Annotated in this window: 23 protein-coding genes and 1 pseudogene; 12 read left to right on the top strand and 12 right to left on the bottom strand. The window is 69.6% G+C overall.

Annotated features, from left to right (window positions below; genetic code table 11):
- Nucleotides 1-67 precede the first annotated feature (67 nt).
- Complete coding sequence (locus JNX00_RS14400) at nt 68-1,027, bottom strand: TAXI family TRAP transporter solute-binding subunit (protein ID WP_083293248.1); 960 nt, start codon at nt 1,025-1,027, stop codon at nt 68-70.
- Nucleotides 1,028-1,244: 217 nt separating this feature from the next.
- On the opposite strand from JNX00_RS14400, the gene JNX00_RS14395 reads away from it, so the two are divergent.
- Both JNX00_RS14395 and xerD read left to right on the top strand, forming a co-directional pair.
- On the top strand, nt 1,245-2,222 hold the full coding sequence (locus JNX00_RS14395) for a tripartite tricarboxylate transporter substrate binding protein BugE (protein ID WP_204742701.1): 978 nt from the start codon (nt 1,245-1,247) through the stop codon (nt 2,220-2,222).
- Between the two features lie 8 nt (nt 2,223-2,230).
- On the top strand, nt 2,231-3,148 hold the full coding sequence (gene xerD / locus JNX00_RS14390; protein WP_070399913.1) for a site-specific tyrosine recombinase XerD: 918 nt from the start codon (nt 2,231-2,233) through the stop codon (nt 3,146-3,148).
- Between the two features lie 6 nt (nt 3,149-3,154).
- Here the strand turns inward: xerD and JNX00_RS14385 are convergent, their stop codons facing one another.
- The 5 genes from JNX00_RS14385 to JNX00_RS14365 form a co-directional block, all read right to left on the bottom strand.
- The gene (locus JNX00_RS14385; RefSeq protein ID WP_204742700.1) at nt 3,155-3,739 is read right to left on the bottom strand and encodes a DUF1439 domain-containing protein; all 585 of its coding nucleotides are present in this window, start codon (nt 3,737-3,739) and stop codon (nt 3,155-3,157) included.
- 31 nt (nt 3,740-3,770) lie between these two features.
- Nucleotides 3,771-5,255, bottom strand: coding sequence for a hybrid sensor histidine kinase/response regulator (locus tag JNX00_RS14380; RefSeq protein ID WP_204742699.1), 1,485 nt, complete (start codon nt 5,253-5,255; stop codon nt 3,771-3,773).
- Nucleotides 5,252-6,280, bottom strand: coding sequence for a histidine kinase dimerization/phosphoacceptor domain -containing protein (locus tag JNX00_RS14375; RefSeq protein WP_070399916.1), 1,029 nt, complete (start codon nt 6,278-6,280; stop codon nt 5,252-5,254). The genes JNX00_RS14380 and JNX00_RS14375 overlap by 4 nt, the downstream gene beginning before the upstream one ends.
- A gap of 197 nt (nt 6,281-6,477) precedes the next feature.
- A complete protein-coding gene (dbpA, locus tag JNX00_RS14370; protein ID WP_204742698.1) occupies nt 6,478-7,872 on the bottom strand; it encodes an ATP-dependent RNA helicase DbpA in 1,395 nt (464 codons plus the stop codon).
- Between the two features lie 36 nt (nt 7,873-7,908).
- Nucleotides 7,909-8,772: a ferritin-like domain-containing protein gene (locus tag JNX00_RS14365; protein WP_204742697.1), complete on the bottom strand. Its 864-nt coding sequence runs from the start codon at nt 8,770-8,772 to the stop codon at nt 7,909-7,911.
- 48 nt (nt 8,773-8,820) lie between these two features.
- Here JNX00_RS14365 and JNX00_RS14360 point away from each other — a divergent pair, with 48 nt between their 5' ends.
- Together JNX00_RS14360 and JNX00_RS14355 are read left to right on the top strand one after the other, a co-directional pair.
- Nucleotides 8,821-9,345: a gamma carbonic anhydrase family protein gene (locus JNX00_RS14360; protein WP_070399919.1), complete on the top strand. Its 525-nt coding sequence runs from the start codon at nt 8,821-8,823 to the stop codon at nt 9,343-9,345.
- A 34-nt stretch (nt 9,346-9,379) separates the two neighbouring features.
- On the top strand, nt 9,380-10,357 hold the full coding sequence (locus JNX00_RS14355; protein ID WP_204742696.1) for an Hsp33 family molecular chaperone HslO: 978 nt from the start codon (nt 9,380-9,382) through the stop codon (nt 10,355-10,357).
- Nucleotides 10,358-10,360: 3 nt separating this feature from the next.
- Here the strand turns inward: JNX00_RS14355 and JNX00_RS14350 are convergent, their stop codons facing one another.
- From JNX00_RS14350 to JNX00_RS14330, 5 genes are all read right to left on the bottom strand, one after another.
- Nucleotides 10,361-10,885, bottom strand: coding sequence for a hypothetical protein (locus JNX00_RS14350; protein WP_070399921.1), 525 nt, complete (start codon nt 10,883-10,885; stop codon nt 10,361-10,363).
- A gap of 35 nt (nt 10,886-10,920) precedes the next feature.
- Complete coding sequence (locus JNX00_RS14345) at nt 10,921-11,196, bottom strand: septum formation initiator family protein (protein WP_070399922.1); 276 nt, start codon at nt 11,194-11,196, stop codon at nt 10,921-10,923.
- 120 nt (nt 11,197-11,316) lie between these two features.
- Nucleotides 11,317-12,600, bottom strand: a complete 1,284-nt coding sequence (eno, locus tag JNX00_RS14340; protein WP_070399923.1) for a phosphopyruvate hydratase — start codon at nt 12,598-12,600, stop codon at nt 11,317-11,319.
- A 48-nt stretch (nt 12,601-12,648) separates the two neighbouring features.
- Nucleotides 12,649-13,506 carry a 3-deoxy-8-phosphooctulonate synthase gene (gene kdsA / locus JNX00_RS14335; protein ID WP_204742695.1) on the bottom strand — a complete coding sequence of 286 codons (858 nt, stop codon included), beginning with the start codon at nt 13,504-13,506 and terminating at the stop codon, nt 12,649-12,651.
- A gap of 22 nt (nt 13,507-13,528) precedes the next feature.
- Nucleotides 13,529-15,199 (bottom strand): CTP synthase, encoded by a 1,671-nt coding sequence (locus tag JNX00_RS14330; RefSeq protein WP_204742694.1) that lies wholly within the window; start codon nt 15,197-15,199, stop codon nt 13,529-13,531.
- 113 nt (nt 15,200-15,312) lie between these two features.
- Between JNX00_RS14330 and coaBC the strand changes: the two genes are divergently transcribed.
- Entirely contained in the window at nt 15,313-16,530 is a 1,218-nt protein-coding gene (coaBC, locus tag JNX00_RS14325; RefSeq protein ID WP_204742693.1) for a bifunctional phosphopantothenoylcysteine decarboxylase/phosphopantothenate--cysteine ligase CoaBC, read from the top strand.
- A gap of 130 nt (nt 16,531-16,660) precedes the next feature.
- On the opposite strand, the gene JNX00_RS14320 is transcribed toward coaBC, so the two are convergent.
- Nucleotides 16,661-17,224 (bottom strand): hypothetical protein, encoded by a 564-nt coding sequence (locus JNX00_RS14320; RefSeq protein WP_204742692.1) that lies wholly within the window; start codon nt 17,222-17,224, stop codon nt 16,661-16,663.
- A gap of 80 nt (nt 17,225-17,304) precedes the next feature.
- On the opposite strand from JNX00_RS14320, the gene JNX00_RS14315 reads away from it, so the two are divergent.
- From JNX00_RS14315 to selA, 7 genes and pseudogenes are all read left to right on the top strand, one after another.
- Nucleotides 17,305-18,300: a YafY family protein gene (locus JNX00_RS14315; RefSeq protein WP_204742691.1), complete on the top strand. Its 996-nt coding sequence runs from the start codon at nt 17,305-17,307 to the stop codon at nt 18,298-18,300.
- Nucleotides 18,301-18,384: 84 nt separating this feature from the next.
- Entirely contained in the window at nt 18,385-19,422 is a 1,038-nt protein-coding gene (locus JNX00_RS14310; protein WP_204742690.1) for an MBL fold metallo-hydrolase, read from the top strand.
- 336 nt (nt 19,423-19,758) lie between these two features.
- Nucleotides 19,759-22,839, top strand: coding sequence for a formate dehydrogenase-N subunit alpha (gene fdnG, locus JNX00_RS14305; protein WP_204742689.1), 3,081 nt, complete (start codon nt 19,759-19,761; stop codon nt 22,837-22,839).
- Nucleotides 22,840-22,841: 2 nt separating this feature from the next.
- On the top strand, nt 22,842-23,723 hold the full coding sequence (gene fdxH / locus JNX00_RS14300) for a formate dehydrogenase subunit beta (protein ID WP_204742688.1): 882 nt from the start codon (nt 22,842-22,844) through the stop codon (nt 23,721-23,723).
- The gene (locus JNX00_RS14295; protein ID WP_204742687.1) at nt 23,720-24,343 is read left to right on the top strand and encodes a formate dehydrogenase subunit gamma; all 624 of its coding nucleotides are present in this window, start codon (nt 23,720-23,722) and stop codon (nt 24,341-24,343) included. The genes fdxH and JNX00_RS14295 overlap by 4 nt, the downstream gene beginning before the upstream one ends.
- Nucleotides 24,340-25,371: a formate dehydrogenase accessory protein FdhE gene (fdhE, locus tag JNX00_RS14290; RefSeq protein WP_204742686.1), complete on the top strand. Its 1,032-nt coding sequence runs from the start codon at nt 24,340-24,342 to the stop codon at nt 25,369-25,371. The genes JNX00_RS14295 and fdhE overlap by 4 nt, the downstream gene beginning before the upstream one ends.
- Nucleotides 25,371-26,826: pseudogene (selA, locus tag JNX00_RS14285) on the top strand (L-seryl-tRNA(Sec) selenium transferase). The gene fdhE and the pseudogene selA overlap by 1 nt, the downstream one beginning before the upstream one ends.
- Nucleotides 26,827-26,838 lie beyond the last annotated feature (12 nt).

Raw genomic sequence — 26,838 nt, 5'->3', positions numbered from 1 at the left:
CCTCGACTCGGGACGGGCAAGAAAGCAGAACGGCCCCGTGCGGGGCCGTGTGTTCAAGGCAGAAGGCCTATTTGATGAGGCCCGCTTCCTTGTAGTAGCGCTCGGCGCCCGGGTGCAGGGGAACCGGCATGCCCTTGATGGCATTGGCGGGGTTGATGGCCTTGGCCGCGTTGTGCGCGGCGTGCAGCTTGTCCAGGTTGGCGTAGAGCTGCTTGGCCATCTGGTAGGCCAGTTCGTCGGAAACACCGGAATGCGTGACCAGGAAGTTCGGGATCGCCGCCGTGGGCACATCGGCCGCCTGGCCGCCGTAGGTGTTGGCCGGGATGGTGGCCGGCTGATAGGCCGGATCGCCGACCTTCGCAACGACCTCGGCGGGGATCGGCACCACCACGATCTTCACCGCCGTGGCCAGGTCGCGGATGGAGGCCACCCCCAGGCCGGCGGACTGCAGCGTGGCGTCGAGCTGGCGGTTCTTGATGAGCTCGACCGATTCGCCGAATGGCAGGTACTCCACCTTGGCCAGGTCCTGGTAGCCCAGGCCCGCGGCCTTGAAGATGGCGCGGGCGTTGAGTTCGGTGCCCGAGCGCGCGGCGCCCACGGACACCCGCTTGCCCTTCAGGTCGGCCAAGGTCTTGATGCCCGAGTCCGCGCTGGCCACGATCTGGATGTAGTTGTTGTAGGTGGCCGAGAGGCCACGCAGCTTGTCGAGCTTCTTCGTGAAGCCAGCCTCGGCGTTGCCGTTCCAGGCGTCGGACACCGCGTCGGCCAGGGAGAAGGCCAGTTCACCGCGGCCGGCCTGCAGCAGGTTGAGGTTTTCGGCCGACGCCTTGGTCACCTGCGCGGTGGCGCGCGCGTTCGGAATGCTCTGCCCATACACCTGCGCCAGCGCCACGCCGAGCGGGTAGTACACCCCGGCCTGGCCGCCGGTCAGCACGTTGACGAACTGTTGTTGCGCCAGGGCGGCGCCACTGGCGGCGAGTGCGGCGGCCAGGCTGATGCCCAGGCCGATGTGGCGGATCAGACGCATGCGATGTCTCCTGATGTTGTGGTGGATGAGGGATGGGCGACCTTAACCCAGGGTTCGGCCCCCGCGCTTCGCGGGAAACGCGTAGGCGGCCCCGGGTTTTCCCCAGGCCGTAGCACCACGGATGCCTGTCGTGGGGCCGTGGCCCACAATGGCGCCCGCCGTGGGCATGCCGTTTGCGTGCCGCGTCGCCGTCATTTCCCCCTTTGGAGTCCATCGCATGGTCCTACGTCGCTCCGTCAACCTGGCCGCCCTGGCCATGGGCCTGGTTCTTGCCGCCGGCCCGGCGCTGTCCCAGGGTTTTCCCAGCAAGCCCGTCACGCTGCAGGTGCCGTTCGCGCCCGGCGGCACCACCGACATCATCGCCCGCGTCATGTCCGAACCGCTGGGCAAGGCACTGGGCCAGAACGTGATCGTGCTCAACCGCGCCGGCGGCGGTGGCGTGGTAGGGGCGCAGGAACTGGCGCGCGCCACGCCCGATGGCCACTACATCGGCGTGGCCACGGTGTCGACCACGGCGGCCAACCCGGCGATCAACCCCAAGATCCCGTACGACACGCTCAACGACTTCACGCCCATCATGAACATCGCGGCCACGCCCAACGTGATCGCGGTGCATCCCAGCTTCCCGGCCAAGGACTTCAAGGCCTTCCTCGAAGAGGTGAAGAAGAACCCCGGCAAGTACAGCTACGCGAGCTCGGGCACGGGCGGCATCGGCCACCTGCAGACCGAGCTGTTCAAGAGCCTGACGGGCACCTTCATCACGCACATTCCTTACCGCGGCGCGGGCCCGGCCCTCAACGACACCATCGGTGGCCAGGTGCCGATCATTTTTGACAACCTGCCCTCGGCGCTGCCGCACATCCTGGGCGGGCGCCTGATCGCGCTGGCGGTGGCGGCGCCGCAGCGCGTGGCGGCCCTGCCCAACGTGCCCACCTTCAAGGAGATGGGCCTGGAGCCGGTGAACCGCATGGCCTACTACGGCCTGATCGGTCCCAAGGGCCTGCCGGCCGATGTGGTGAACAAGATCCACGCCGCCGCCGCCGAGGCGCTGAAAGACCCGGCGGTGCGCAAGCGCATCGAGGACACCGGCTCGCTGGTGGTCGGCAACTCGCCGAGCGAGTTCGCGGCGCAGATCAAGGCCGAGTTCGAGGTCTACAAGCAGGTGGTGGCCAAGCAGAAGCTGCGGCTCGACTGATTCGACGGATGGCCCCCAGCAAGAAGGCCGACGAGCACCCCACGCTGTCGGCCTTCATCGACAGCCTCTGGCTCGAAGAAGGGTTGTCGCGCAACACCCTGGATGCCTACCGCCGCGACCTGGCGCTTTTCGACGCCTGGCTGCGCGGCCAGGGCAAGGCCCTGCCCGAGGCGCTGGAAGCCGACATCCACGGCTATTTCGCCGAGCGCCACGCGCAGACGCGGGCCACCACGGCGAACCGCCGCCTCACGGTGTTTCGCCGCTACTACCGCTGGGCCCTGCGCGAGCGTTTCATCACCGCCGACCCGACCCTGCGGCTGGCGCCCGCGCGCCAGCCGCTGCGCGTGCCCAAGACCTTGAGCGAGGCCCAGGTGGAGGCCCTGCTGGCCGCGCCGGACGACGGCACCCCGCTGGGCCTGCGCGACCGCAGCATGCTGGAGCTGATGTACGCCAGCGGGTTGCGCGTGAGCGAACTGGTCACCCTCAAGACCTGGCACCTGGGGCTGGCCGAGCAGGTGCTTCGCATCACGGGCAAGGGCAACAAGGAGCGGCTGGTGCCCTTCGGCCAGGTGGCGGGCGACTGGCTGCAGCGCTACCTCACCGAAGGCCGGCCGGCGATCCTGGGCGGCCTGGCGAGCGAGGACCTGTTCGTCACCTCGCGCGGCGCGCGCGCCGGCTCGGCCATGACGCGCGTGATGTTCTGGCAGCTGGTCAAGCGCTACGCGCGCGAGGCCGGCATCACCGCGCCGCTGTCGCCGCACACCCTGCGCCACGCCTTCGCCACCCACCTGCTCAACCACGGCGCCGACCTGCGCGCCGTGCAGATGCTGCTGGGCCACGCCGACATCTCCACCACCACCATCTACACCCATGTGGCGCGCGAGCGGCTCAAGACGGTGGTGGCGCAGCACCACCCGCGCGGCTGAGGGCCGTCACAGCGGCTTGAGGACCAGGCCGATCACCAGGCCCGTCTCGGTCACGGTGATGGGGCCCGGCTGCAGGCCCATGGCCTCCACGGCCTTCAGGTCCTGTGGCTGCAGCTGGTGCAGCACCACGTCGCGCAGCGACTGCTCGGCCAGCGCGGGAGCGTAGGCGTTGAGCATGTCCACCACCTCGGGCCGCAGCGTGGGAAAGCGCAGGCGGCTCAGGTGCAGCTGCTGCGCGCGCAGCGTGCGGTCGCTGGCCTCGTAGCGCAGGGCGAAGTCGACGTCGAAACCGCCCTGGTGCGCGCGGTGCAGGGCCGGGCCGCTGGCCTGCACCGCCATCTCGGCGAGCAGACGGTTGCGTTGGGGCAGCAGGCGCAGGCGGGGCGTCTGCAGGTCCAGGTTCAGCACGCCGGGCACCGGGTAACGCAGCGGGAAGCGCTGCGCCAGCGCCTGCTGTATCTGCTCGGTGGAGACGGCGTACCCGGCGGGCTTGCCCTGGTCGGCGTCGGCGTCCGCCGCGCGGGCCGTTGCCGTGGCGCCGAGCGCGGCGCACAGCCAAGGGAAGGAGAGAAGCAGGGTTCGGCGGTGCATGGGCGCTTGGAGGCCCACCCGCCGTGAGGGTTCAGCCGCCCAGCGTGAAGTACACCGTGGCGCCCCGGCCTACCTCGCCCTGGGCCCAGATCTCACCGCCGTGGCGCTGCACGATGCGCTGGGCGATGCTCAGCCCCAGGCCCGAGCCGCCGTAGTGCTGCTCGTCGTGCAGGCGGAAGAAGGCACCGAAGAGCTTGTCGGCGTGGACCATGTCGAAGCCGCAGCCGTTGTCGCGCACGAAGTACACCACCCGCCCGTCCTCGTCCTGCCGGCCGACCTCGATGAGGCCCTGTTCCCGTTCGCGCGTGAACTTCCAGGCGTTGCGCATGAGGTTGTCGATCACGCTGCGGATCAGCGCGTGGTCGGCCTGCACATACAGGCCGTCGGCCACCTCGACGCGCATCTCGCGCGCGGGTTCGGCCTCGCGCAGGGCGCGCTCCACCTCGCGCGCCAGCGCGCCCAGGTCCACCTCGGCGCGGTACAGCGGCGCGCGCGACAGCTTGGACAGGCTCAGCAGCGCATCGATGAGCTCGCCCATGCGGTGCGCCGCGTGCGACATGCGATCGAGCATGCGGCGGCCGTCGTCGCCCAGCGCGGCGCCGTGGGTTTCGGCCAGGATCTGCCCCAGGCCCGAGATGGCGCGGATCGGCGAGCGCAGGTCGTGCGCCGCGGTGTGGCTGAAGGCCTCCAGCTCGCGCACGTGCTGGCGCAGCTCGGCGGTGCGCTCCAGCACGCGGTCTTCGAGTTCTTCGTTGACGCGCTGCATCGCCAGGCGGGCCTGTTCGCGTTCCGTGACGTCCTGCACCACGCCGCGCACCCGGCCGTCCGGGTCGGCCACGGTGTCGAGCTGCAGCCAGCGGTGGCCGCCGTCCATGGTCCGCGCGCGCAGGGTGTGGCGCCGCGGCCCGGGCTGCGCCCAGTCGTCCCCCAGGCGCTCGCGCCCGGCCTCGTCCAGCCGCTCCAGCAGGGCCGACAGCGGGTGCTCCCCGGCGGGGTCCAGTCCCAGCCGTTCGGCCGGCGGCCCGCTCAGGCGCAGGCGGTCGGCCGCGGGCAGGCAGTCGATCAGCCCCATGGCCGCGGCGTCCAGCGACTGGCGCAGCAGCGCCTGGCTCTCGCTCAGCGCCGACTGCATCGCGTGGCGCTCCAGGGCCATCTGCACGGTGGCGTGCAGCTCGCGTTCGGAGAAGGGCTTGATGAGGTAGCCGTAGGGCCGCGTGCGGCGCGCGCGCTCCAGCGTGGTGTCTTCCGAGTACGCGGTGAGGTAGATGATGGGCAGGTCGAAGTCGCGGTTGAGCGCGCGGGCCAGCTCGATGCCGTCCATTTCGCCCTTGATGTGGATGTCCATGAGCACCAGGTCGGGCCGCTCGCGCGAGACCAGCGCCAGGCCCTCGGCGCCCGATTCGGCCAGGCCGGTGATGCGGTAGCCCATGTGCTGCAGCCGCTGCTGCAGGTTGAAGGCGACGATGCCTTCGTCTTCCACGATCAGGATCTTCGATGCACTCGCTGCGGCGGTCATGCCTCCCCCTCCAGGTCGAAGCGCAGCGTGAACCGCGTGGGGTTCGCGCGCTGGATGTCCAAGCTGCCGTTGAGCTGTCGCGTGAGCAGCTGCACGAGCTGCAGCCCCAGCGTGGTGGTCTGTTCGAGGTCGAGCGTGCCGGGGATGGCGTGGCCGTCGTTGCTGACGGACAGCTCGATGGTGCGCTCGCCATGCTGCTGCACGGACACCGTGATCTGCCCGCCGCGCCCCTGCGTGAAGCCGTGCTTGAGCGCGTTGCTCACCAGCTCGTTGATGACCAGGCCGCAGGGGATGGCCTCGTTGATGGGCAGCTTGACCTCGTGCGCGTCGATGGCGATGGACACCAGGCCCGCCACCGAGCGGTAGGACTCGGTCAGGCTGGGCAGCAGCTCGTCGAGGAAACGCTGGAAATCGACGCGCGCGAAGTTGCGCGACTGGTACAGCGTCTGGTGGATCAGCGACATCGAGCGGATGCGGTTCTGGCTGTCGCGCAGCACCTCCACCACCTCGTGGTCGGCCAGCTTGAGGGCCTGCAGGTCGAGCAGGCTGTGGATCACCTGCAGGTTGTTCTTCACGCGGTGGTGCACCTCGCGCAGCAGCAGGTCCTTCTGCGTGAGCGCGTCCTGGATGCGCTTCTCGGCCTGCTTGCGTTCGGACAGGTCCAGGATCACCGACAGGATCATCGGCCCCTCGTCGGTTTCCACCGGGTTGATGCCGATTTCCACCGGGAACTCGCTGCCGTCCTTGCGCAGGCCGCTCAGGTCGCGGCCCAGGCCCATGGGGCGCGCGCTGGTCTCGGCCAGGAAGCCCTGGCGGTAGTGCGGGTGGGCGGCGCGGAAGCGCTGGGGAATGAGGGCCTCGACGGGTTGGCCGATGAGCTCGCTGGCCTCGTAGCCGAAGGTGGTCTCGGCGAGCTGGTTGAGGCGTGTGATCTGGCCGCGCTGGTTCACCACGATCATGGCGACGGGCATGCGGTGGAATGCCTGACCCAGGTAGTCGTCGAGTTCGATGCGGTTGCTCGGCATGGCAAGGCGTTCCTCCCCGGCGGCATGTTATGTCACCAAACGTATCGGCTCAAGCGGGGCAGAGGTTGAGCGCGTCGTGGCCCCGCTCATTGCGCAACGCGTCACGGCGCACGGTGCCAGCCCGTCGGACAAAGGGTTAACCCTTGCCGTTTGATCGGCGGGCAACGCCTGATACCGCGGTGCCCGCCCGATGGGACTCAGTCTTCCAGCACCCGCACCTTCACGCCTTTGCCCTTGATGCGGCCGGCGTTCAGCCGGCTGGCCACCTGCTGCGCGATGCCACGCTCCACCGCGACATAGGTGGACCAGTCGTTGACGTTGATCTTGCCGACCTGTTCGCGCGTGTAGCCCAGGTCGGCCGTGAGCGCGCCCAGCACGTCGCCGGGGCGGATCTTTTCCTTGCGGCCGCCCTGGATGTGCAAGGTGGCCATGGCCGGCAGCAGCGGGCCCTGGCCGGTGGGCACCAGTTCGCTGAGGGGAAACCAGGCCGACGCCTGGCCCTGCAGCTGCTCGATGCGGCCCACGCTGCCCATTTCGTCCAGGCTGGCCAGGTTCAGCGCCAGGCCACTTTCGCCCGCCCGGCCGGTGCGGCCGATGCGGTGGATGTGCACCTCGGGATCGGGCGTCACGTCCACGTTGATGACGGCGCCCAGGCTGGCGATGTCCAGGCCGCGCGCGGCCACGTCGGTGGCCACCAGCACCCGGCAGCTGCCGTTGGCGAAGCGCACCAGCACCTGGTCGCGCTCGCGCTGCTCCAGCTCCCCGAACAGCGCCAGCGCACCGATGCCCTGGGCCCGCAGCATGGCCACCAGATCGCGGCACTGCGCCTTGGTATTGCAGAAGGCCAGCGCGCTGGCGGGGCGGAAGTGGGCGAGCAGGCGGCCCACCGCGTCCAGGCGCTGGGTCTCGCTCACCTCGTACCAGCGCTGTTCGATCTGCGCGCCCGCGTGCTGGGCCTCCACCTTCACGGTGACGGGCTCGCGCATGAAGCGCGCGCTGAGCTGGGCGATGCCTTCGGGGTAGGTGGCGGAGAACAGCAGGGTCTGGCGGGCCGCGGGGCACTGCTTGGCGACGGTGGCGATGTCGTCGAAGAAACCCATGTCGAGCATGCGGTCGGCCTCGTCGAGCACCAGGGTGTTCAGCGCGTCCAGCCGCAGACTGCCGCGCTCCAGGTGGTCCATCACCCGCCCCGGCGTGCCCACCACGATGTGCGCGCCGTGCTCCAGCGAGGCCAGTTGCCCGCGCAGCGGCACGCCGCCACAGAGCACCACCACCTTGACGTTGTCCGCCGCACGCGCGAGGCGGCGGATCTCGGTGCTCACCTGGTCGGCCAGCTCGCGCGTGGGACACAGCACCAGCGTTTGCACGGCGAAGCGGCGCGGGTTCAGGTTGGCCAGCAGCGCCAGGGCGAAGGCGGCCGTCTTGCCGCTGCCGGTCTTGGCCTGGGCGATGAGGTCCTTGCCCAGCAGGGCCGGCGGCAAGGCGGCGGCCTGGATCGGCGTCATGGCCGTGTAGCCCAGCTGCTCCAGGTTGGCCAGGGTGGCGGGGGACAGGGGGAGGGCGCTGAACGCGGTGGGGGAAGCGGAAGTCATCCCTCCGATTGTCCGGGTTTGCCCAGTTCGCCGGCTTCAGGGGCCGAGCAGGGCGTCCAATTCGGCCTGGGTGAAGCCCGCCGCCCGCCGGGCGGCGTCGTTGAACGGCGGCCTCAGGCGCGGCGCCGCGTGCTCGCGCGCCAGGCGGCGGTAGTGGCTCAGGGGCTCGATGCCCTGTTGCGCGCAGAGCCAGCCGTACCAGCGGTTGCCCACGGCCACGTGGCCGATCTCGTCGCGCAGGATGGTGTCCAGGATCTCGACCGCGCGCTGGGCTTCCTGTTTCACCTCGCGCGCCGTCACCTGGCGCAGGCGCGACTGGATCAGCGGCGTGGCGTCCAGGCCGCGCGCCTCCAGGGTGCGCGGCACCAGGGCCATGCGCGCCAACGGGTCGTGCTGGGTCTTCACGCACATCTCCCACAGGCCGTTGTGGGCGGGGAAGTCGCCGTAGTCGTGGCCCAGGGTCAGCAGCAGCTCGCGCAGCAGGCCGAAGTGCGTGGCCTCCTCGTGCGCCACCTGCAGCCACTGGCGGTAGAAGTCCAGCGGCAGGCCGGGGAAGCGCCACAGCGCGTCCAGCGCGAGGTCGATGGCGTTGAACTCGATGTGGGCGATGGCGTGCAGCAGCGCGGCCAGCCCCTCGCGCGTGAAGGGCGAGCGCTGGGCCACGGCCTGGGCTGGCACCAGCTCGGGCCGCTCGGGCCGGCCAGGCAGCGGGCGCGCCGGGTTGGGCGCCATGCCGGCCTGCGCGGCCCAGGCCGATTCGTCGGCGCCGCCCAGGGCGCGCCAACGGGCCCACAGCGCGTGCGTGGCCGCGGCCTTGGCCGTGGGATCGGCCGTGCACAGGGCTTCCAGGGCCTGCTCGCGCAGGCTGGCGGGCGTCTCGGCGGGTACGGTGGGGGGCATCCCTACAATTCTAGGTTTCGACACCCGAGCACCCGAGGAGACCGCCGCATGGCTTTGTACGAACTCGATGGCGTGGCACCGACCCTGGCCGATTCGGCCTGGGTCGCGGACAGCGCGCAGGTCATGGGCAACGTGCACCTGCACGAAGACAGCAGCGTCTGGTTCGGCGCGGTGCTGCGCGGCGACACCGAGACCATCACCGTCGGCCAGGGCAGCAATGTGCAGGACGGCACGGTGATGCACGCCGACGTCGGCTTCCCGCTGGTGGTGGGCGAGCGCGTGACCATCGGCCACCAGGTGATGCTGCACGGCTGCACCATCGGCGACGAGTCGCTGATCGGCATCGGCGCCACCGTGCTCAATGGCGCGAAGATCGGCAAGAACTGCCTGGTGGGCGCGCGCGCCCTGGTGACCGAGGGCAAGGAGTTTCCCGACGGCTCCATGATCCTGGGCAGCCCCGCCAAGGTGGTGCGCCAGCTCACGCCCGAGCAGATCGAGGGCCTGCGCCGCAGCGCGGCCCACTACGTCGAGAACGCCCAGCGCTACCGCAAGGGCTTGAAAAAGACCGGCTGAGCGCCACCTGAGCCGCTTTGGTCGAAGGAACCCCGTGTCCGAGCTCCACAAATTCGTGTTCGAAGGCCTGCCGGTGCGCGGCATGCTGGTGCGCATCACCGACGCCTGGCAGGAGATCCTGCAGCGCCGCGCGCAAGCCGGCGGCTACCCCGCGGCCGTGACCGAGCTGCTGGGCGAGATGACGGCGGCGGCCACGCTGATGCAGGCCAACATCAAATTCAACGGCGCCCTGGTCATGCAGATCCACGGCGACGGCCCGGTGAAGCTGGCCGTGGCCGAGGTGCAGCCCGACCTGAGCCTGCGCGCCACCGCCACGGTGGCCGGCGAGGTGGCGGACGACGCGCCCCTGTCGCACATGGTCAACGCCACCAACCAGGGCCGTTGCGCGATCACCCTCGATCCCAAGGACCGCCAGCCCGGTCAGCAGCCCTACCAGGGCGTGGTGCCGCTGTTCGGCGACCGCCACGAGAAGCTGGAGAAGCTCAGCGAGGTGATCGAGCACTACATGCTGCAGAGCGAGCAGCTCGACACCAAGCTGGTGCTGGCGGCGAACGACAAGATGGCCGCTGGCCTGCTGATCCAGCGCCTGCCGCTGCAGGGCGAGGCCAACCTGGCCGGCCAGTCGGTGCAGCGCGACGAGGACCAGATCGGCCGCAACGAGGACTACCAGCGCATCGCGATCCTGGCCAGCAGCCTCAAGCGCGAAGAGCTGCTGGGGCTGGACGCCGACACCATCCTGCGCCGCCTGTTCTGGGAAGAGAACCTGCGCCGCTTCGACCCGCTGCTGGCCGGCGCGGGGCCGCGCTTCGCCTGCACCTGCTCGCGCGAGCGCGTGGGCGGCATGCTGCGTTCGCTGGGGCGCGACGAGATCGAGTCCATCCTGCAAGAGCAGGGCCAGGTGGAGGTCAACTGCGATTTCTGTGGCGCGCAATACACCTTCGATCCGGTGGATGCCGCGCAGGTGTTCCTGCAGCCGCTGGCGCAGCCGCCCGGGACCGACCGGCCGCAGTGAGGTTCAGCCGCCGCGGCGCGCAAGCAGGGCGCTGAACAGGCGGTGCTCGCAGTCGGGGTCGCTGCAGGCCTCGCAGGCCCAGCGACCCGAACCCTCGCGCAGCAGCGGGTCGTCGGGCAGCAGTTCGCGGCCCAGGGCGGCCCCCACGGCGCGCAGCGCGGCCTGCAGGCGCCGCGCGCCCTGGCCATAGACCGTCTGGAAGCCGATGCCAGCGCCTTGCAGCTCGCGGCGCAACAGGGCGTCGATGGCCTCGCGCACGGCGGGGCCGTCGCGGAACCGGCCGTCGGGCACCCAGGGCAGGTCCAGGCCCATCAGCAGGGTCAGGCCGATGCGGCGCTGCGCGGCCAGGGCCTCGGGCCAGAGGCCGCGGTCATTGAAACGAAGCTCGTTGTGGGCCGCCGCCATCAGCGCGGTGGCGTCGGCGATCACAACCCCGGCGATGCCCCGCGCGTCCAGGGCCTCGCGCAATTGGCGCGCCAGCGTGCGCTTGCCGGTGAGCGGCCCGCCGAGCAGCGCCACGGTGAGCATGGGACGGGAAGGGGAAGGGCGCCGATCCGCGGGGATCAGCGCGCGATCTGCACGAAAACCTCGTTGGGCTTGACCATGCCGAGGTCTTGGCGCGCCAGTTCCTCGACCATCTCCAGCCCTTCCTGGAGGTCGCGCAGCTCGCTGGCGATCTGCGCGTTGCGCTGGCGCGCCAGCTCGTTCGCCTCGAGCTGGGCGGCCAGGTCGCGGCGCAGCTGCGCCACCTGCGGCACGCTGCCCCGGCCGAACCAGAGCTGCGCGTGCAGCACCAGCAGCAGCGCGACCAGCAGGCCGGGGATCAGGCGGTTGGCCATACTGGTCTCACCCCCGCCGCACTTCGTGCGACCCCCTCAAGGGGGTGGCGCCTGCGGCCCGGCAAAGCCGGTTCCGCGGCACCCCCTGGTCCGGGCATTTCATGCGTCGCACGGTTGTTTTCATCGGAGGTTGTAGAAGGCGGCGCGGCCCGGGTACACGGCCACCTCGCCGAGGTCTTCCTCGATGCGCAGCAGCTGGTTGTACTTGGCCATGCGGTCCGAGCGCGAGAGCGAGCCGGTCTTGATCTGGCCGGCGTTGGTGCCCACGGCGATGTCGGCGATGGTGTTGTCCTCGGTCTCGCCGCTGCGGTGGCTGATGACGGCGGTGTAGCCCGCGCGCTTGGCCATCTCGATGGCGGCGAAGGTTTCGGTCAGCGTGCCGATCTGGTTGATCTTGATCAGGATCGAGTTGGCGATGTCCTTGTCGATGCCTTCCTTCAGGATCTTGGTGTTGGTGACGAACAGGTCGTCGCCCACCAGCTGCACCTGCTGGCCCAGGCGTTCGGTGAGGACCTTCCAGCCGTCCCAGTCGCCCTCGGCCATGCCGTCCTCGATGCTGACGATGGGGTACTTGTCGCACCAGGTGGCCAGCATGTTGGTCCACTCTTCGGCGCTGAGCTGCAGGCCCTCGCCGTCCAGCGCGTACTTGCCGTCCTTGTAGAACTCGCTCGCGGCGCAGTCCAGGCCCAGCGCGATTTGGTCGCCCGGGGTGTAGCCGGCGGCCGAAATGGCGTCCATCAGCAGTTGCAGCGCGGCCTCATGGCTCTCGACGTTCGGCGCGAAGCCGCCTTCGTCGCCCACCGCCACGCTCATGCCCTTGTCGTGCAGGATTTTCTTGAGCGCGTGGAACACCTCGGCGCCCCAGCGCAGGGCCTCGCGGAAGTTCGGCGCGCCCACGGGGATGATCATCAGCTCCTGCAGGTCGAGGTTGTTGTTGGCGTGCGCGCCGCCGTTGATGACGTTCATCATGGGCACGGGCATCTGCACCGCGCTCATGCCGCCGAAGTAGCGGTACAGGGGCAGGCCGGCTTCCTCGGCGGCGGCACGGGCCACGGCCATGGAGACGGCCAGCATGGCGTTGGCGCCCAGCCGGCTCTTGTTCTCGGTGCCATCCAGGTCGATCAGGGTCTTGTCCAGGAAGGCCTGCTCGGAGGCGTCCAGGCCCAGAACGGCCTCGCTGATCTCGGTGTTGATGTGCTCCACCGCCTTGAGCACGCCCTTGCCCAGGTAGCGGCTCTTGTCGCCGTCGCGCAGCTCGATGGCCTCGCGCGAGCCGGTGGACGCGCCCGAAGGCACGGCCGCGCGGCCCATGACGCCGCTCTCCAGCAGCACGTCGCACTCGACGGTGGGGTTGCCGCGGCTGTCCAGCACTTCGCGGCCGACGATGTCAACGATGGCACTCATGAATCAAGGGTCCTCTGGTTCGGAAAGTCAAAGAAAACAGGGCGCGGCTCAGGCGTTGAAGCGGTCTTCGAGGTAGCCGTTCTTCTTGGTCACGGCGTCGAGCGCGAGCAGCGTTTCGAGCAGCGCGGGCATGTGCTTGAGCGGCACGGCGTTCGGGCCGTCGCTCAAGGCCTTGGCCGGGTCGGGGTGGGTTTCCATGAACAGGCCGGACACGCCGACCGCCACCGCGGCGCGCGCCAGCACGGGCACGAACTCGCGCTGGCCGCCCGAGCTGGTGCCTTGTCCGCCGGGCAGCTGCACGCTGTGGGTGGCGTCGAACACCACCGGCGCGCCGGTCTCGCGCATGATGGCCAGGGCCCGCATGTCGGAGACGAGGTTGTTGTAGCCGAAGCTCGCGCCGCGCTCGCAGGCGAGGAAGCTGTCCTCGGGCAGGCCGGCGTCGCGGGCCGCGTCGCGCGCCTTGTCGATCACGTTCTTCATGTCGTGCGGCGCGAGGAACTGGCCTTTCTTGATGTTCACCGGCCGACCGCTCTGCGCCACGGCGCGGATGAAGTCGGTCTGGCGGCACAGGAAGGCCGGGGTCTGCAGCGCGTCGCACACGGCGGCGGCGGGGGCGATGTCGTCCTCGCTGTGCACGTCGGTGATGACGGGCACGCCGAGCTGCGCCTTGACCTTGGCCAGCACCGCCAGGCCAGCCTCGCGGCCGGGGCCGCGGAAGCTCTTGCCGCTGCTGCGGTTGGCCTTGTCGAAGCTGCTCTTGAAGATGAAGGGGATGCCCAGCGAGCCGGTGATCTCCTTCAGCCGCCCGGCCACGTCCATCTGCAGCTGCTCGGACTCGATGACACAGGGGCCGGCGATGAGGAAGAAGGGCTTGTCCAGGCCGACGTCGAAACCGCAGAGCTTCATCGTGGGGCTCTCCGTCGGGGTATCAGGCCACGGCCCGGGCGGGCCGACGCTGCGCCTGGTGGGTCAGCGCCGCCTTGATGTAGGCGTTGAACAGCGGGTGGCCGGCCCAGGGCGTGGACTTGAACTCGGGGTGGAATTGCACGCCCATGAACCAGGGGTGCACGGACTGCGGCAGCTCCACGATCTCGGTCAGGTGCTCGCGCTGGGTCAGCGCGGAGATCACCAGCCCGGCCTGGCGCAGCCGGTCGAGGTAGTTCACGTTGGCCTCGTAGCGGTGGCGGTGGCGTTCGGTCACCACGTCGCCGTAGATGCTGTGCGCCAGCGTGCCCTTGGCCACGTCAGAGCTTTGCGCCCCCAGGCGCATGGTGCCGCCGAGGTCGGAATTGGCGTCGCGCTGCTGGATGCTGCCGTCGGCGTCCTTCCACTCGGTGATGAGGGCGATGACGGGGTGCGGCGTGCCGGGCTCGAACTCGGTGCTGTTGGCGTCCTTCAGGCCGGCCACGTGGCGCGCGTATTCGATGGTGGCCACCTGCATGCCCAGGCAGATGCCCAGGTAGGGCACCTTCTGCTCGCGGGCGAAGCGCGCCGCGCAGATCTTGCCCTCGATGCCGCGCTTGCCGAAGCCGCCGGGCACCAGCACGGCGTCGAAGCGACCCAGCACCTGGGCCACGTTGGCCGGTGTGATGGTTTCGGAGTCGACGTACTCGATGGCCACCTTGGCCTGGTTCTTCAGGCCGGCGTGCCGCAGGGCCTCGTTGAGCGACTTGTAGCTGTCGGACAGGTCGACGTACTTGCCGACCATGGCGATGTGCACCGTGCCCTGCGGGTTCTCGACCGCGTGCACCAGGTCGTCCCAGCGCTTGAGGTTGGCCGGCGGCGTGTTCAGGCGCAGCTTGTCGCAGATGAGGCCGTCCAGCCCCTGCTCATGCAGCATGCGCGGCACCTTGTAGATGGTGTCCACGTCCCACATGCTGATCACGCCCCATTCGGGCACGTTGCTGAACAGGCTGATCTTGGCGCGTTCCTCGTCGGGGATGCGGCGGTCGGCGCGGCAGAGCAGGGCGTCGGCCTGGATGCCGATGGCGCGCAGCTCCTTGGCGGTGTGCTGCGTGGGCTTGGTCTTGAGCTCGCCGGCGGCGGCGATCCAGGGCAGGTAGGACAGGTGCAGGAAGGCCGAGCTGTTGGGGCCCAGGCGCAGGCTCATCTGGCGCACGGCCTCCAGGAACGGCAGGGACTCGATGTCGCCCACGGTGCCGCCGATCTCGACGATGGCCACGTCCACCGCGTCGGGCGTGCCTTCGCCCGAGCCCTTGCGGATGAATTCCTGGATCTCGTTGGTGACGTGCGGGATCACCTGCACGGTCTTGCCGAGGTAGTCGCCGCGGCGCTCCTTCTCCAGCACCGACTGGTAGATCTTGCCGGTGGTGAAGTTGTTGGACTGGCGCATGCGCGTTTCGATGAAACGCTCGTAGTGGCCCAGGTCCAGGTCGGTTTCGGCGCCGTCGTCGGTGACGAACACCTCGCCGTGCTGGAACGGCGACATGGTGCCCGGGTCCACGTTGATGTACGGGTCGAGCTTGATGAGGGTGACTTTGAGGCCGCGCGATTCGAGCAGCGCGGCGAGAGACGCAGAAGCAATGCCCTTGCCCAGGGAGGACACCACACCGCCGGTGACGAACACGTATTTGGTCATGACTCGGGCCAGCCCGGGGGCTGGCTCAGGTGGGAAATTCCGATTATAGGTGGCCCCTCCCGCTGGGCCCGTCCGCCAGGGCTTCTCGCGGGGCGCTGCTACATTGCGCCTCCATGAGCGATCTCGCGGGAAAACACATCGTGCTGGGCCTCAGCGGCGGCGTGGCCTGTTACAAGGCCGCCGAATTCTGCCGCGGCCTGGTGAAGGCCGGCGCCACGGTGCAGGTGGTGATGACCGAGGCGGCCGAGCACTTCATCACGCCGGTCACGATGCAGGCGCTGTCGGGCCGCACGGTCTACGGCTCGCAGTGGGACCCGCGCGAGGGCAACAACATGCCCCACATCAACCTCAGCCGCGAGGCCGATGCCATCGTCATCGCGCCGGCCAGCGCCGACTTCATGGCCAAGCTGCTGCACGGCCGCGCCGACGACCTGCTCTCGCTGCTGTGCCTGGCCCGGCCGCTGGACCGCGTGCCGCTGATCGTGGCCCCGGCCATGAACCGCGAGATGTACGCCCACCCCGCCACGCAGCGCAACCTGGCGCAGCTGCGCGCCGACGGCACCGTGGTGCTGGGCGTGGGCGCGGGCGAGCAGGCCTGCGGTGAAACCGGCGATGGCCGCATGCTCGAGCCGGACGAACTGCTCTACGACGTGGTGCGCCACTTCCGGCCCAAGGCGCTGGCGGGCCGGCACGTGCTCATCACGGCCGGGCCCACCTTCGAGGCCATCGACCCGGTGCGCGGCCTCACCAACCGCTCCAGCGGCAAGATGGGCTTCGCGCTCGCGCGCGCCGCCCACGAGGCCGGTGCCCAGGTGACGCTGTTGGCCGGCCCGGTGGCCCTGCCCACGCCGCGCGGGGTTCAGCGGGTGGACGTGATGTCCGCCCAGGACATGCAGCGCGCCGTGCTGGCCAGCGCCGACGCGGCCGATGTCTTCATCGCCGCCGCCGCCGTGGCCGACTGGCGCCCCGCCAGCACGTCCGGCCAGAAGATCAAGAAGGACGGCAGCGGCGAGGTGCCCACCCTGGCCTTCGTGGAGAACCCCGACATCCTGGCCGGCGTGGCCGCCAGCCCGCGCGCCCAGGCCGGCGCGCTGTATTGCGTGGGCTTCGCCGCCGAAAGCCACGACCTGCTGGCCCACGCCCAGGCCAAGCGCGCGCGCAAGGGCGTGCCGCTGCTGGTGGGCAACATCGGGCCCGACACCTTCGGCCGCGACGACAACGCGCTGCTGCTGGTGGACGAGGCCGGCAGCACCGAGTTGCCGCGCGCCGCCAAGCTGGCCCTGGCGCGCCAACTCGTGAGCGAGATCGCCCGCCGGCTGCCGCGCCGCTGAGCAGCGACTCCGGCGGGCGTGGCGCTCAGGCCTGGATCGCCGAACGCGCGGTGGGTGCGGCTGCCCCTGTCGGCAAAGCCGCGCAGCCAGACGAAGTGGTCGGGCGCATCGAGGTCGCGGAACCGGCCCATCACGGCCCTGGCCAATGCTTCCTGCGGTTCGAGCAAGGTTCGGCCGAGGAAGGCGCCTCGCGCTCGAAATCCATGATCCAGTTGACCTCCCAGCTGCGCCCGCCATCGTCGGAGAAGGCCTGCTGCCAGCGCGCCCGCTCGCTGCCCCAGCGCTGCCAATGGAAGCGCACGCGGACCGTGCGTCCCTCGAACCGGTCCTCGCCCTCAAACACACCTTCGCTTCCCTGGAAGCGGCCGACCACCGGGGCGCCGAGCTGTCCCGTCGCGGGGTCGATGCCGCCGCCTTCGTTGGTGACCCAGTAGATGCTCCAGAGGTTGGTCGCGGGGTTGAACAGGCGCAGCGACATGCCCACCCAGCCCGGTTTCCAGGTCGGCGCGACCAGGGTGTCGAAGTTGATCACGCCGCCCGGCAGGTGCTGGTTGGTGGTGGACGCGGTGAAGGTTTCCCATTCGTCGCTGCCCTGCAGGCGCTGTTTCAGGCGCCGCTGGCGGGTGGTCCAGTGGCCGACCAGGAAATCGAAGTCCTGCTTCGCGCTCGTTGCGCCGGGGTCTGGGGTGTTCATGGTGCGCCTGCCTTGTGGTGATGAAGGAGGGGCGATGCTGGCACCATCAATATGACAAGGGGTGTCATGATTGAGCGGCCATGAAAGCCCACCGCCTGTTGTCCATCCTCATGCTGCTGCAGGCCCACGGTCGTTTGACGGCCGGCGCCATCGCGCGCTCGCTCGAGGTGTCCGAGCGCACCGTCCTGCGCGACATCGATCAACTCTCGGCGGCCGGCGTGCCCCTGTGGGGCGAGCGAGGCCACCAGGGCGGATTCCAGCTGCAGCCGGGCTGGACGACGCAGCTCACCGGCATGACCGGCGACGAGGCGAACGCCCTGTGGCTGGCCGGCCTGCCGGGGCCGGCAACGGCGCTGGGCCTGGGCGAGGCCGCCGCGTCGGCGCGGCTCAAGCTGATGGCCAGCGTGCCGGCGCCCTGGCGCGACCAGGCGGCCGTGGTGGCCGAGCGGCTGCACATCGATCCCCTGGATTGGTATCGGACCTCCGACACACCCGCCTTCCTTCGGGAAGCGGCGCAGGCCGTCTGGAGCGGCAAGCGCCTGCGGGTCGACTACATGAGCTGGCGCGGCCTGTCGCGGCGGGAACTGGAGCCCTTGGGGCTGGTCCTCAAGGCCGGCGCCTGGTACCTCGCGGCGCGCGAAACCGGGCAGACCGCCGTGCGCACCTACCGCCTGGCCAGCGTGCAGGACCTGGCGCTTCTGGGCAGCGGCTTCCGGCGCCCCCGCGGCTTCGACCTGGCGCGCTACTGGCAGGAGTCGTCGGCGCGGTTCGAGGCCGGGTTGCGGCCGCTGCAGGCCCGGGTGCTGGCGTCGCCCCGGGCGATGGGCTGGCTGGAGCACGAGCGCAACCGTTTCGCCGAGGTGCCGGTGACGCCGCAGGACAGGGCGCCCGACGGCTGGCGTTGCGTCCTGTGGGCGTTGGAGTCGGTCGAGCACGGCGCGCGGCAGATCCTGGGCCACGGCGCCGAGGTCGAGGTGGTGGCGCCGGCGGCGCTGCGCGCCGAGGTCGCGCGGCAGGCCGACGCCATCCGGGCGCGCCACGCCACACCCCTGGACGGTCTGTCCCGGCCCCGGTGAGCGGTCGACAAGGGCCGGGCGGCGCGCCGTTCCCCGTCGGTCTGGCTATGATCCAAAAATAAGCAATAACTGATGGAGACGCCGATGCCCGCCCCCCACCTCCCCACCGACGGCCTCACCCGCCGCCACTGGCTGCGCGCCGGTGCCGGCCTGGCGCTGGGCGCCGCCGGCCTGGCCGCCGTGCCCGAGGCGCGGCTGTTCGCGCAGCAGGTGCGCGACTTCGTGCTCGGCCCGCCCATGCCCGACATCCCCGCGCAACAGCTGTCCCCGCACGTGTGGATGGTGTTCGCCGAGGACGGATTTCCCACCCCGCAGAACCAGGGGATGATGGCCAACGTGGTCTTCGTGGTCACCCAAAAAGGCGTGGTGGTCCTGGATTCGGGGGGCTCGCTGCAGATCGGGCAGATGGCGATCCGCATGATCCGCCGCGTGACCGACCGGCCCGTGGTGGCCGTGTTCAACAGCCATTACCACGGCGACCATTGGCTGGGCAACCACGCCTTCGCCGAGGCCTTCCCCGGCGTGCCCATCCACGCGCTGCCGCACACGCGCGAGCAGATTCTGGGGGCCGAGGGCAATGCCTGGCGCGGCATGATGGAGCGCTGGACCAACCAGGCCACGCTGGGCACGAAGATCGTCGCGCCCAACACCGACGTGCGGCCCGGCCAGGTGTTCGACTACGGCGACGTGCAGCTGCGCCTGCACCACCACGGCGTGGCGCACACGCCGTCCGACCTGTGCATGGAGGTGGTGCAGGACCGCCTCACCTACGTCGGCGACATCGCCATGGGCAACCGCATCGCCAACATCGACGACGGCTCCTACGTGGGTACCTTCAAGACCTACGACACGCTCATCAAGGACCTGGGCGAGCAGCTCTGGGTGCCCGGCCACGGCCACGCCAGCCGCGACCTGCTCCAGACCTACGGCGACTTCCTGCGCGGCATTTACGAGCCCTGCCTGAAGGCGGTGAAAGAAGGCCTGCCGCTGGACAAGGCCAAGGGCCTGGTGCTGGCCGATCCGCGCGTGGCCTCGCGCGCGGCGCGCATGCAGGGCTTCGACAGCAACATCGGCAAGTACACCAGCCTGGCGTACCTGGAGGCGGAGAAAGAGGCGTTCTGAGCGCGCTGGCCGGCCCCGAGGGATGAGCAAGATATGCAGGAGATCCACACCGTTGTGTTTTCGTCGGCTTGGGTTCTTGGCCGCTTCAGCGGGGCTTGATGGCCCTTTCTAGTCCTTTCTCCTGACGTAGCCCGCGTCGGTCCGTGACAGGTTGACGCCAGGTGCGACAGCTTGTCGCGCACCGGGGGCGCCGCTTCGGCGCCGGTCTACGCACGGCGGTTCATAAGGGCTGGACCCCAGAACGGTTTCACCGTTCGGGCGGCACACTCGGTTCGCTCTGCCGTGACGCAGGCGTGCCAGACACGCGGGCCCCACGACCCGCTGGAGTTCAACGACATGGACATGAACCGGAGACATTTCTTCCGGGTCAGCGGTGCCGGGCTGGTGGGATCCAGTCTGGTGGCACTGGGCTTCTCGCCCACGGCCGCGCTGGCCGAGACGCGCAGCTTCAAGCTCGCGCGCACCACCGAGACACGCAGCATCTGCCCCTACTGCTCCGTCAGTTGCGGGCTGGTGATGTACACGCTGGGTGACAAGGCCAAGAACGTCAAATCGACCATCATCCATATCGAGGGCGACCCGGACAACCCGGTGAACCGCGGCACGCTGTGCCCCAAGGGCGCGGGCGTGATGGACATGATCCAGTCGCCCAACCGCGTGCACTACCCGCAGGTGCGCGAGGCCGGCAGCAACGAGTGGAAGCGCATCTCCTGGGACGAGGCGCTGACCCGCGTGGCCACGCACATGAAGAAGGACCGCGACGCGAACTTCATCAAGACGAACGACAAGGGCGTGACGGTCAACCGCTGGAACACCACCGGCTTTCTGATCTCCTCGGCCTCGTCCAACGAGTCCAGCTTCCTGTCCGTCAAGGTCGCGCGCGGCCTGGGGATGGTCGCACTCGATACGCAAGCACGTATCTGACACGCGCCGACGGTGTCCAGTCTGGGCCCGACTTTCGGTCGCGGAGCGATGACCAACTCGTGGACCGACATCCGCAACACGGATCTCGTCCTGATCATGGGCGGCAATGCCGCCGAAGCCCACCCCTGCGGCTTCAAGTGGGTGACCGAAGCGATGCAGCAGCGCAAGGCCAAGCTCATCGTCGTGGATCCGCGTTTCACGCGCTCCGCGGCCGTGGCCGACGTCTACGCGCCGATCCGCAACGGCACCGACATCGCTTTCCTTGGCGGTGTCATCAACTATCTGCTGTCACACGACAAGATCCACCACGACTACGTGCGCTTCAACACCGACGTGGCCTTCCTGACCAAGCCGGACTACCGCTTCGACAACGGCCTGTTCAGCGGCTACGACGAAGCCAAGCGCAGCTACAACAAGGCGAGCTGGGGCTACCAGGTCGGCGAGGACGGCTTCGTGAAGGTGGACGAGTCCCTGCAGGACCCGCTCACGGTGTACCAGCAGCTCAAGAAGCACTACAGCCGCTACACGCCCGAGATGGTGAGCCGCATCTGTGGCACGCCGCAGGACAAGTTCCTGCAAATTTGCCAGATGCTGGGCGAGATGTCCGCGCCCGACAAGACGAGCACGATCATGTACGCGCTCGGCTGGACACAGCACTCGGTGGGCTCGCAGAACATCCGCACCATGGCCATGATCCAGCTGCTGCTGGGCAACATGGGCCGCCCGGGCGGGGGTGTCAACGCGCTGCGCGGCCACGCCAACGTGCAGGGCGTGACCGACATGAACGCCTACTCCGAGGTGCTGTCGGGTTACCTGAGCGCACCCACCGACGCCGACACCAGCGCCGAGGAGTTCCTGGCACGGCGCACCGGCAAGCCGCTGCGTCCTAACCAGATGACGTTCACGCAGAACTTCCCGAAGTGGTTCAACAGCCTGATGAAGACCTACTACGGTCCGGCGGCCACGGCGCAGAACGGCTTCGCCTACGACTGGGTGCCCAAGCGCGACGCGGGTTACGACATCCTGCATATCTTCGAGCTGATGCACCAGGGCAAGATGAACGGCTTCCTCGTGCAGGGCTTCAACCCGCTGGCGGCGGTGCCCAACAAGAAGAAGCTCTCGGCCGCGCTGAGCAAGCTGAAGTACCTGGTGGTGATGGACCCGCTGGAGACCGAGACGAGCGAGTTCTGGAAGAACTTCGGCCCGCTCAACGAGGTCGACCCCAAGGCCATCCAGACCGAGGTCTTCCGCTTCCCGGCGAGCTGCTTCGCGGAGGAGACCGGCAGCTTCACCAACTCCAGCCGCGTCATTTCGTGGAAGGAGAAGGCGGTGGACCCGCCGGGCGAGGCCAAGGCCGACTCGGAAATCGTGGCGCGGCTGTTCATGAAGATCCGCGCGATGTACGCCAAGGAAGGCGGCAGCCTGCCCGAGCCGGTGGCCGCGCTGACCTGGCCGTACCTCAACCCGCAGGTGCCGAGTTCGGCGGAACTGTTGCGCGAGATCAACGGCCGCGCCATCGCCGATGTGCTCGCACCGGTCGACCCGAAGAACCCGACAGCGCCGCGCACGGTGCTGGTCAAGGCCGGCGAGCAGATGCCCAACTTCGCGCTGCTCCAGGCCGACGGCTCCACCGCCTGCGGCAACTGGATCTACGCCGGCTGCTGGCAGCAGTCCGGCAACATGACGGCGCGCCGCGACCTGAGCGACCCGACCGGCCTGGGTGTCTATCCGGGCTGGGGCTGGTCCTGGCCGGCCAACCGCCGCATCCTCTACAACCGCGCCAGCGCGGACAAGGACGGCAAGCCCTGGGACCCCTCGCGCACCTACATGCGCTGGAACGGCACGGCCTGGGGCGGTGCCGACGTGCCCGACATGCGGCCGAACGCCGCGCCCGAGGAGGGCGTGGGCTCGTTCATCATGAACCCCGAAGGCGTGGCGCGCCTGCACGCCGTGGGCATGGCCGAGGGGCCTTTCCCCGAGCACTACGAACCCTTCGAGACGCCGCTGGGCAGCAACCCGCTGCACCCGGACAACCCGCTGGCCGTCAGCAACCCGGCGGCGCGCGTGTTCAAGGGCGACCTGGAGGCCTTCGGCAAGAAGGAAGAGTTCCCCTACGCGGCCACCACCTACCGCCTCACCGAGCACCACCACTTCTGGACCAAGCACGCGCGCAGCAACGCCATCGTGCAGCCGGCGGCCTTCGTGGAGATCGGCGAAGAGCTGGCCAGGGAAAAGGGCATCCGGCAGGGCGACCAGGTCCGGGTGCGCAGCAACCGGGGCGAGGTGGTAGCGGCCTGCGTGGTCACCAAGCGCATCAAGCCCTGGACCATCGATGGCAAGCCGGTGCACCTGGTGGGTATCCCCATTCACTGGGGCTTCAAGGGCGTGACGCAGAACGGCTACCTGGCCAATGCGCTCACGCCCTTCGTCGGCGACGCGAACTCGCAGACGCCGGAGTTCAAGGCGTTCCTCGTCAACATTGAGAAGGCGTAACGATGGCCAGCCTGCAATCACTCGACGTGGTCGCCCGCTCGGCCACCACCACGCCCACGCCGCAGGTGCGCACCAGCGCGCCGGCGCTGGCCAAGCTCATCGACGAGTCCAAGTGCATCGGCTGCAAGGCCTGCCAGGTGGCTTGCATGAACTGGAACGACCTGCGCGACGAGGTCGGCACCAACATCGGTGTCTACGACAACCCGGTGGACCTCACGCCCACCAGTTGGACGGTAATGAAGTTCTTCGAGGTCGAGCCCCAGGAGGGCAACCTCGAATGGCTGATCCGCAAGGACGGCTGCATGCATTGCGAGGACCCGGGTTGCCTCAAGGCCTGCCCGTCGCCCGGCGCGATCGTGAAGTACGCCAACGGCATCGTCGACTTCATCAGCGAGAACTGCATCGGTTGCGGCTACTGCGTCAAGGGCTGCCCTTTCGACGTCCCTCGCATCAGCCAGAAGGACAACAAGGCCTACAAGTGCACCTTGTGTTCCGATCGGGTGGGCGTGGGCCTGGAGCCGGCCTGCGTGAAGACCTGCCCCACGGGCGCCATCAGTTTCGGCACCAAGGACGACATGGTGGCCTATGGCGAGAAGCGCGCGGGTGAGCTCAAGGAGCGCGGCTTCCAGAACGCCGGCCTCTACAACCCGCAAGGGGTGGGGGGCACGCACGTCATGTATGTGATGAAGCACGCCGACCGGCCCGAGCTGGAGGGCCTGCCCAAGGACCCGACGATCAGCCCGCTGGTATCGCTCTGGAAGGGCATGGCCAAGCCGCTCGCGGTGGCTGCCGTGCTCGGCGCGGCGGTGGCTGGCTTTTTCCACTACATGAAGGTGGGCCCGATCGAAGAGAAGGACCCGGCCGAGAAGGAGGACGTGAAATGAGCCAGCGTCTCATCCAGCGCTACAAGGACGGCGAGCGCATGAACCACTGGTTCATCGCGATCATGTTCTTTCTGGCGGCCCTCTCGGGCCTGGCCTTCTTCCACCCGAGCCTGTTCTTCTTCAGCCAGCTGTTCGGTGGCGGGCCATGGGCGCGCATCCTGCACCCCTTCCTGGGCGTGTTGATGGTGGTCGGCTTCCTCGGTCTGTTCTTCAGGCTTTGGCGGCAGAACCTCATTGGCGCCCAGGACCGCGAATGGCGGCGGCACGCCGGTCGCATGCTGAGGGGCGACAAGGCCGGCATGCCACCGGCGGGTCAGTACAACTACGGGCAGAAGCTGGTCTTCTGGCTCATGGCGCTGAGCCTGCTGGTGCTGGTGGTCACGGGCTTCATGTTCTGGCGCCCGTGGTTCGCGCCGTACTTCAGCATCGGCTTCATGCGCGTCGCCGTGCTGCTGCACGCGATCGCCGCCGTGGTGCTGGTGCTGACCGTGATCGTTCACGTCTACGCGGCGATCTGGGTCAAGGGCACGATGCGCGCCATGACGCGTGGCACCGTGACCGAGAGCTGGGCGCGCCTGAACCACCCCCAATGGCACGAGGAAGTGAGCAAGAGCCGATGAGCAACAGCGCGACCGTGCGCGTCATGTCCCCGGAGGAGATCGCCGCGCGCGGCGGCGGGGACACCCCTTTCCTGCGCTGGCCCGAACGCGCCACCCTGTTCGCCGAGCGAGAGATGCGCTTGCGCCAGCTGGCTGGTGGCCACAGTCTGGGCGACTACCTGCGCTTCATGGCCGAACTGACGCACGAGCAGCACCAGGCCCTGCAGGCCATGCCCGCCGTGGCGCTGCCCGACGCGGCGGGCGTGGACCGCGCCGCGCGCGCGGGCCTGCCGCCGTTGCCGGCCACCGATTGGCCGCGCGATCCGTCCTGGCGGGCCGTGGCGCATCGCTTGGCCGCCGCCTTGGCCGAGCGCGCGCCCGAGGCCGCGCGGTCCGCGCTGCGCGAACTCGCCGGTGCCGACGAGGTGTTTCTGGAGCGCCAGGCCGACCTGCTGCTCAACGGCCTGGCCACCGGACTGGACCTGGGCGCCGCGCCCGTCGTGGGCGCAGCCCTGCAGGTCTACTGGACGCATTTGCTGCTCGCTGTTCAGGGCCTGCACCAGGGACAGGGCGCGCCGGTCGGCCGTATCGAGGATGCCACTGTCTGCCCCTGCTGCGGCAGCCGGCCCGCCGCGAGCGTCACGCGCACGGCTGGCGAGTCGCTGGGCCAGCGCTACCTGCACTGCTCGCTGTGCAACCTCGAATGGCACATGGTGCGCGGTCAATGCCCGCACTGCCTGGGTGCCAAGGGCCTGAGCTACCAGTCGCTCGATCTCGCCGAAGGCGAGGGTGGCGAGGAGGCCAGCGCCTCGCGCGCCGCGTCGGCCAAGGTTCAGGCCGAGACTTGCGAGGACTGCGGCCACTACCTCAAGATCGTGCACTCCGACCGCGACCCTTTCGTGGACCCGGTGGCCGACGACCTCGCCAGCCTCACGCTGGACCTCCTGGTGGCCGAGACCGGCAAAGAGCGCCACGGCGTGAACTTCATGCTGCTGTTCGGCGAGCCCGAGCCCCTGCTCGAAGACGGCTCGCCACCAGGGAGTCGATGATGGGCCGCCTGACCGAATCCGTCGTCGACGGTTCCCAGGCGAAGAACCCGGCGAACCCTCAAGACCTCCCCTCGATCGATCGAGTGCTGCGCTGGCCGGCCGTGGCCGCGCTCGCCGATGAACACGGCCACACCCCTGGTGGCCGGCGAGGTGCGCGCCACCGTCGACGGCTTGCGCGAAGCCGCGCGGCAGGGCGCGTTGGACGCCACCGCGCTGGCGCCCGATGCCGTCGCGCGGGCCATCCAGGCGCGCGTGGCCGAACGCCTGGCGCCGCGCCTGCGCACCGTGCTCAACCTCACCGGCACCGTGATCCACACCAACCTGGGCCGCGCCCTGCTGGCCGACGCCGCCCTGCAGCACCTGCTGGCCGTGATGGCCGGCCCGAACAACCTGGAGTACGACCTGGCCAGCGGCGGCCGGGGCGACCGCGACAGCGTGGTCGAGGAGTTGCTGTGCGAGCTCACCGGCGCTCAGGCCGCCACGGTGGTGAACAACAACGCGGCGGCCGTGCTGCTCGGCATTGCCGCGCTGGCGCGCGGGCGCGAGGTGATCGTCTCGCGCGGCGAATTGGTCGAGATCGGTGGCGCCTTCCGCATGCCCGACGTGATGGTCAGCGCTGGCGCCACGCTGGTGGAAGTGGGCACCACCAACCGCACCCACCCGCGCGACTATGCGCAGGCGATCACCGAACGCACCGGCCTGCTGATGAAGGTGCACACCAGCAACTACGCGGTGCAGGGATTCACGTCTTCAGTGGACGAGGGCGAGATCGCGCGCATCGCGCACGCGCGCGGCCTGCCCATGGCCACCGACCTGGGCAGCGGCGCGCTGGTCGACATGTCGGCCTGGGGCCTGCCGCACGAGCCCACGCCGCGCGAGAAGCTCGCCGCCGGCTGCGACGTGGTCAGTTTCAGCGGCGACAAGCTGCTCGGCGGCCCGCAGGCCGGGCTCATCGTCGGCACGCGCGAGGCCATCGGCCGCATCCGCCAGTTCCCCATGAAGCGCGCGCTGCGCATGAGCAAGCTGCCGCTGGCCGCGCTGGAGGCCACGCTGATGCTCTACCGGCGGCCCGAGCGCTTGACCCAGGACTTGCCCACCTTGCGCCTGCTCACGCGTCCGGCCCAGGCCATCCGCGAACAGGCCGAGGGTCTGTTGGCCGCGTTGCAGGCGGCGGTGGCACCGCGCTTCGTGGCGTCGGTGCTCGATCTGCAGGGCCAGATCGGCTCGGGCTCGCTGCCGGTCGAGCGGCTGCCGTCGGCCGGCCTGGCCATCGCGCCGGCGCAGAAGAAGGGCGCTGGCCGCGCCCTGGACGAACTCGCCGCGGCGCTGCGCGCGCTGCCGCGTCCCGTGATCGGCCGCATCGCCGATGACCGCCTGCTGCTCGACCTGCGCTGTCTGGACGACAGCGCGCCTTTCCTGCACCAGTTGCCCGCGCTGCGCGATGCGCTGGCCTGACGCCTGCCGCTG

Origin of the sequence: Hydrogenophaga sp. YM1, from assembly GCF_016903055.1 — a bacterium.
GTDB classification, from domain to species: Bacteria; Pseudomonadota; Gammaproteobacteria; order Burkholderiales; family Burkholderiaceae_C; genus Hydrogenophaga; species Hydrogenophaga borbori.
Note: the sequence above shows the minus strand (reverse complement) of the source record. Positions and strands in the feature narration are given on the sequence as shown.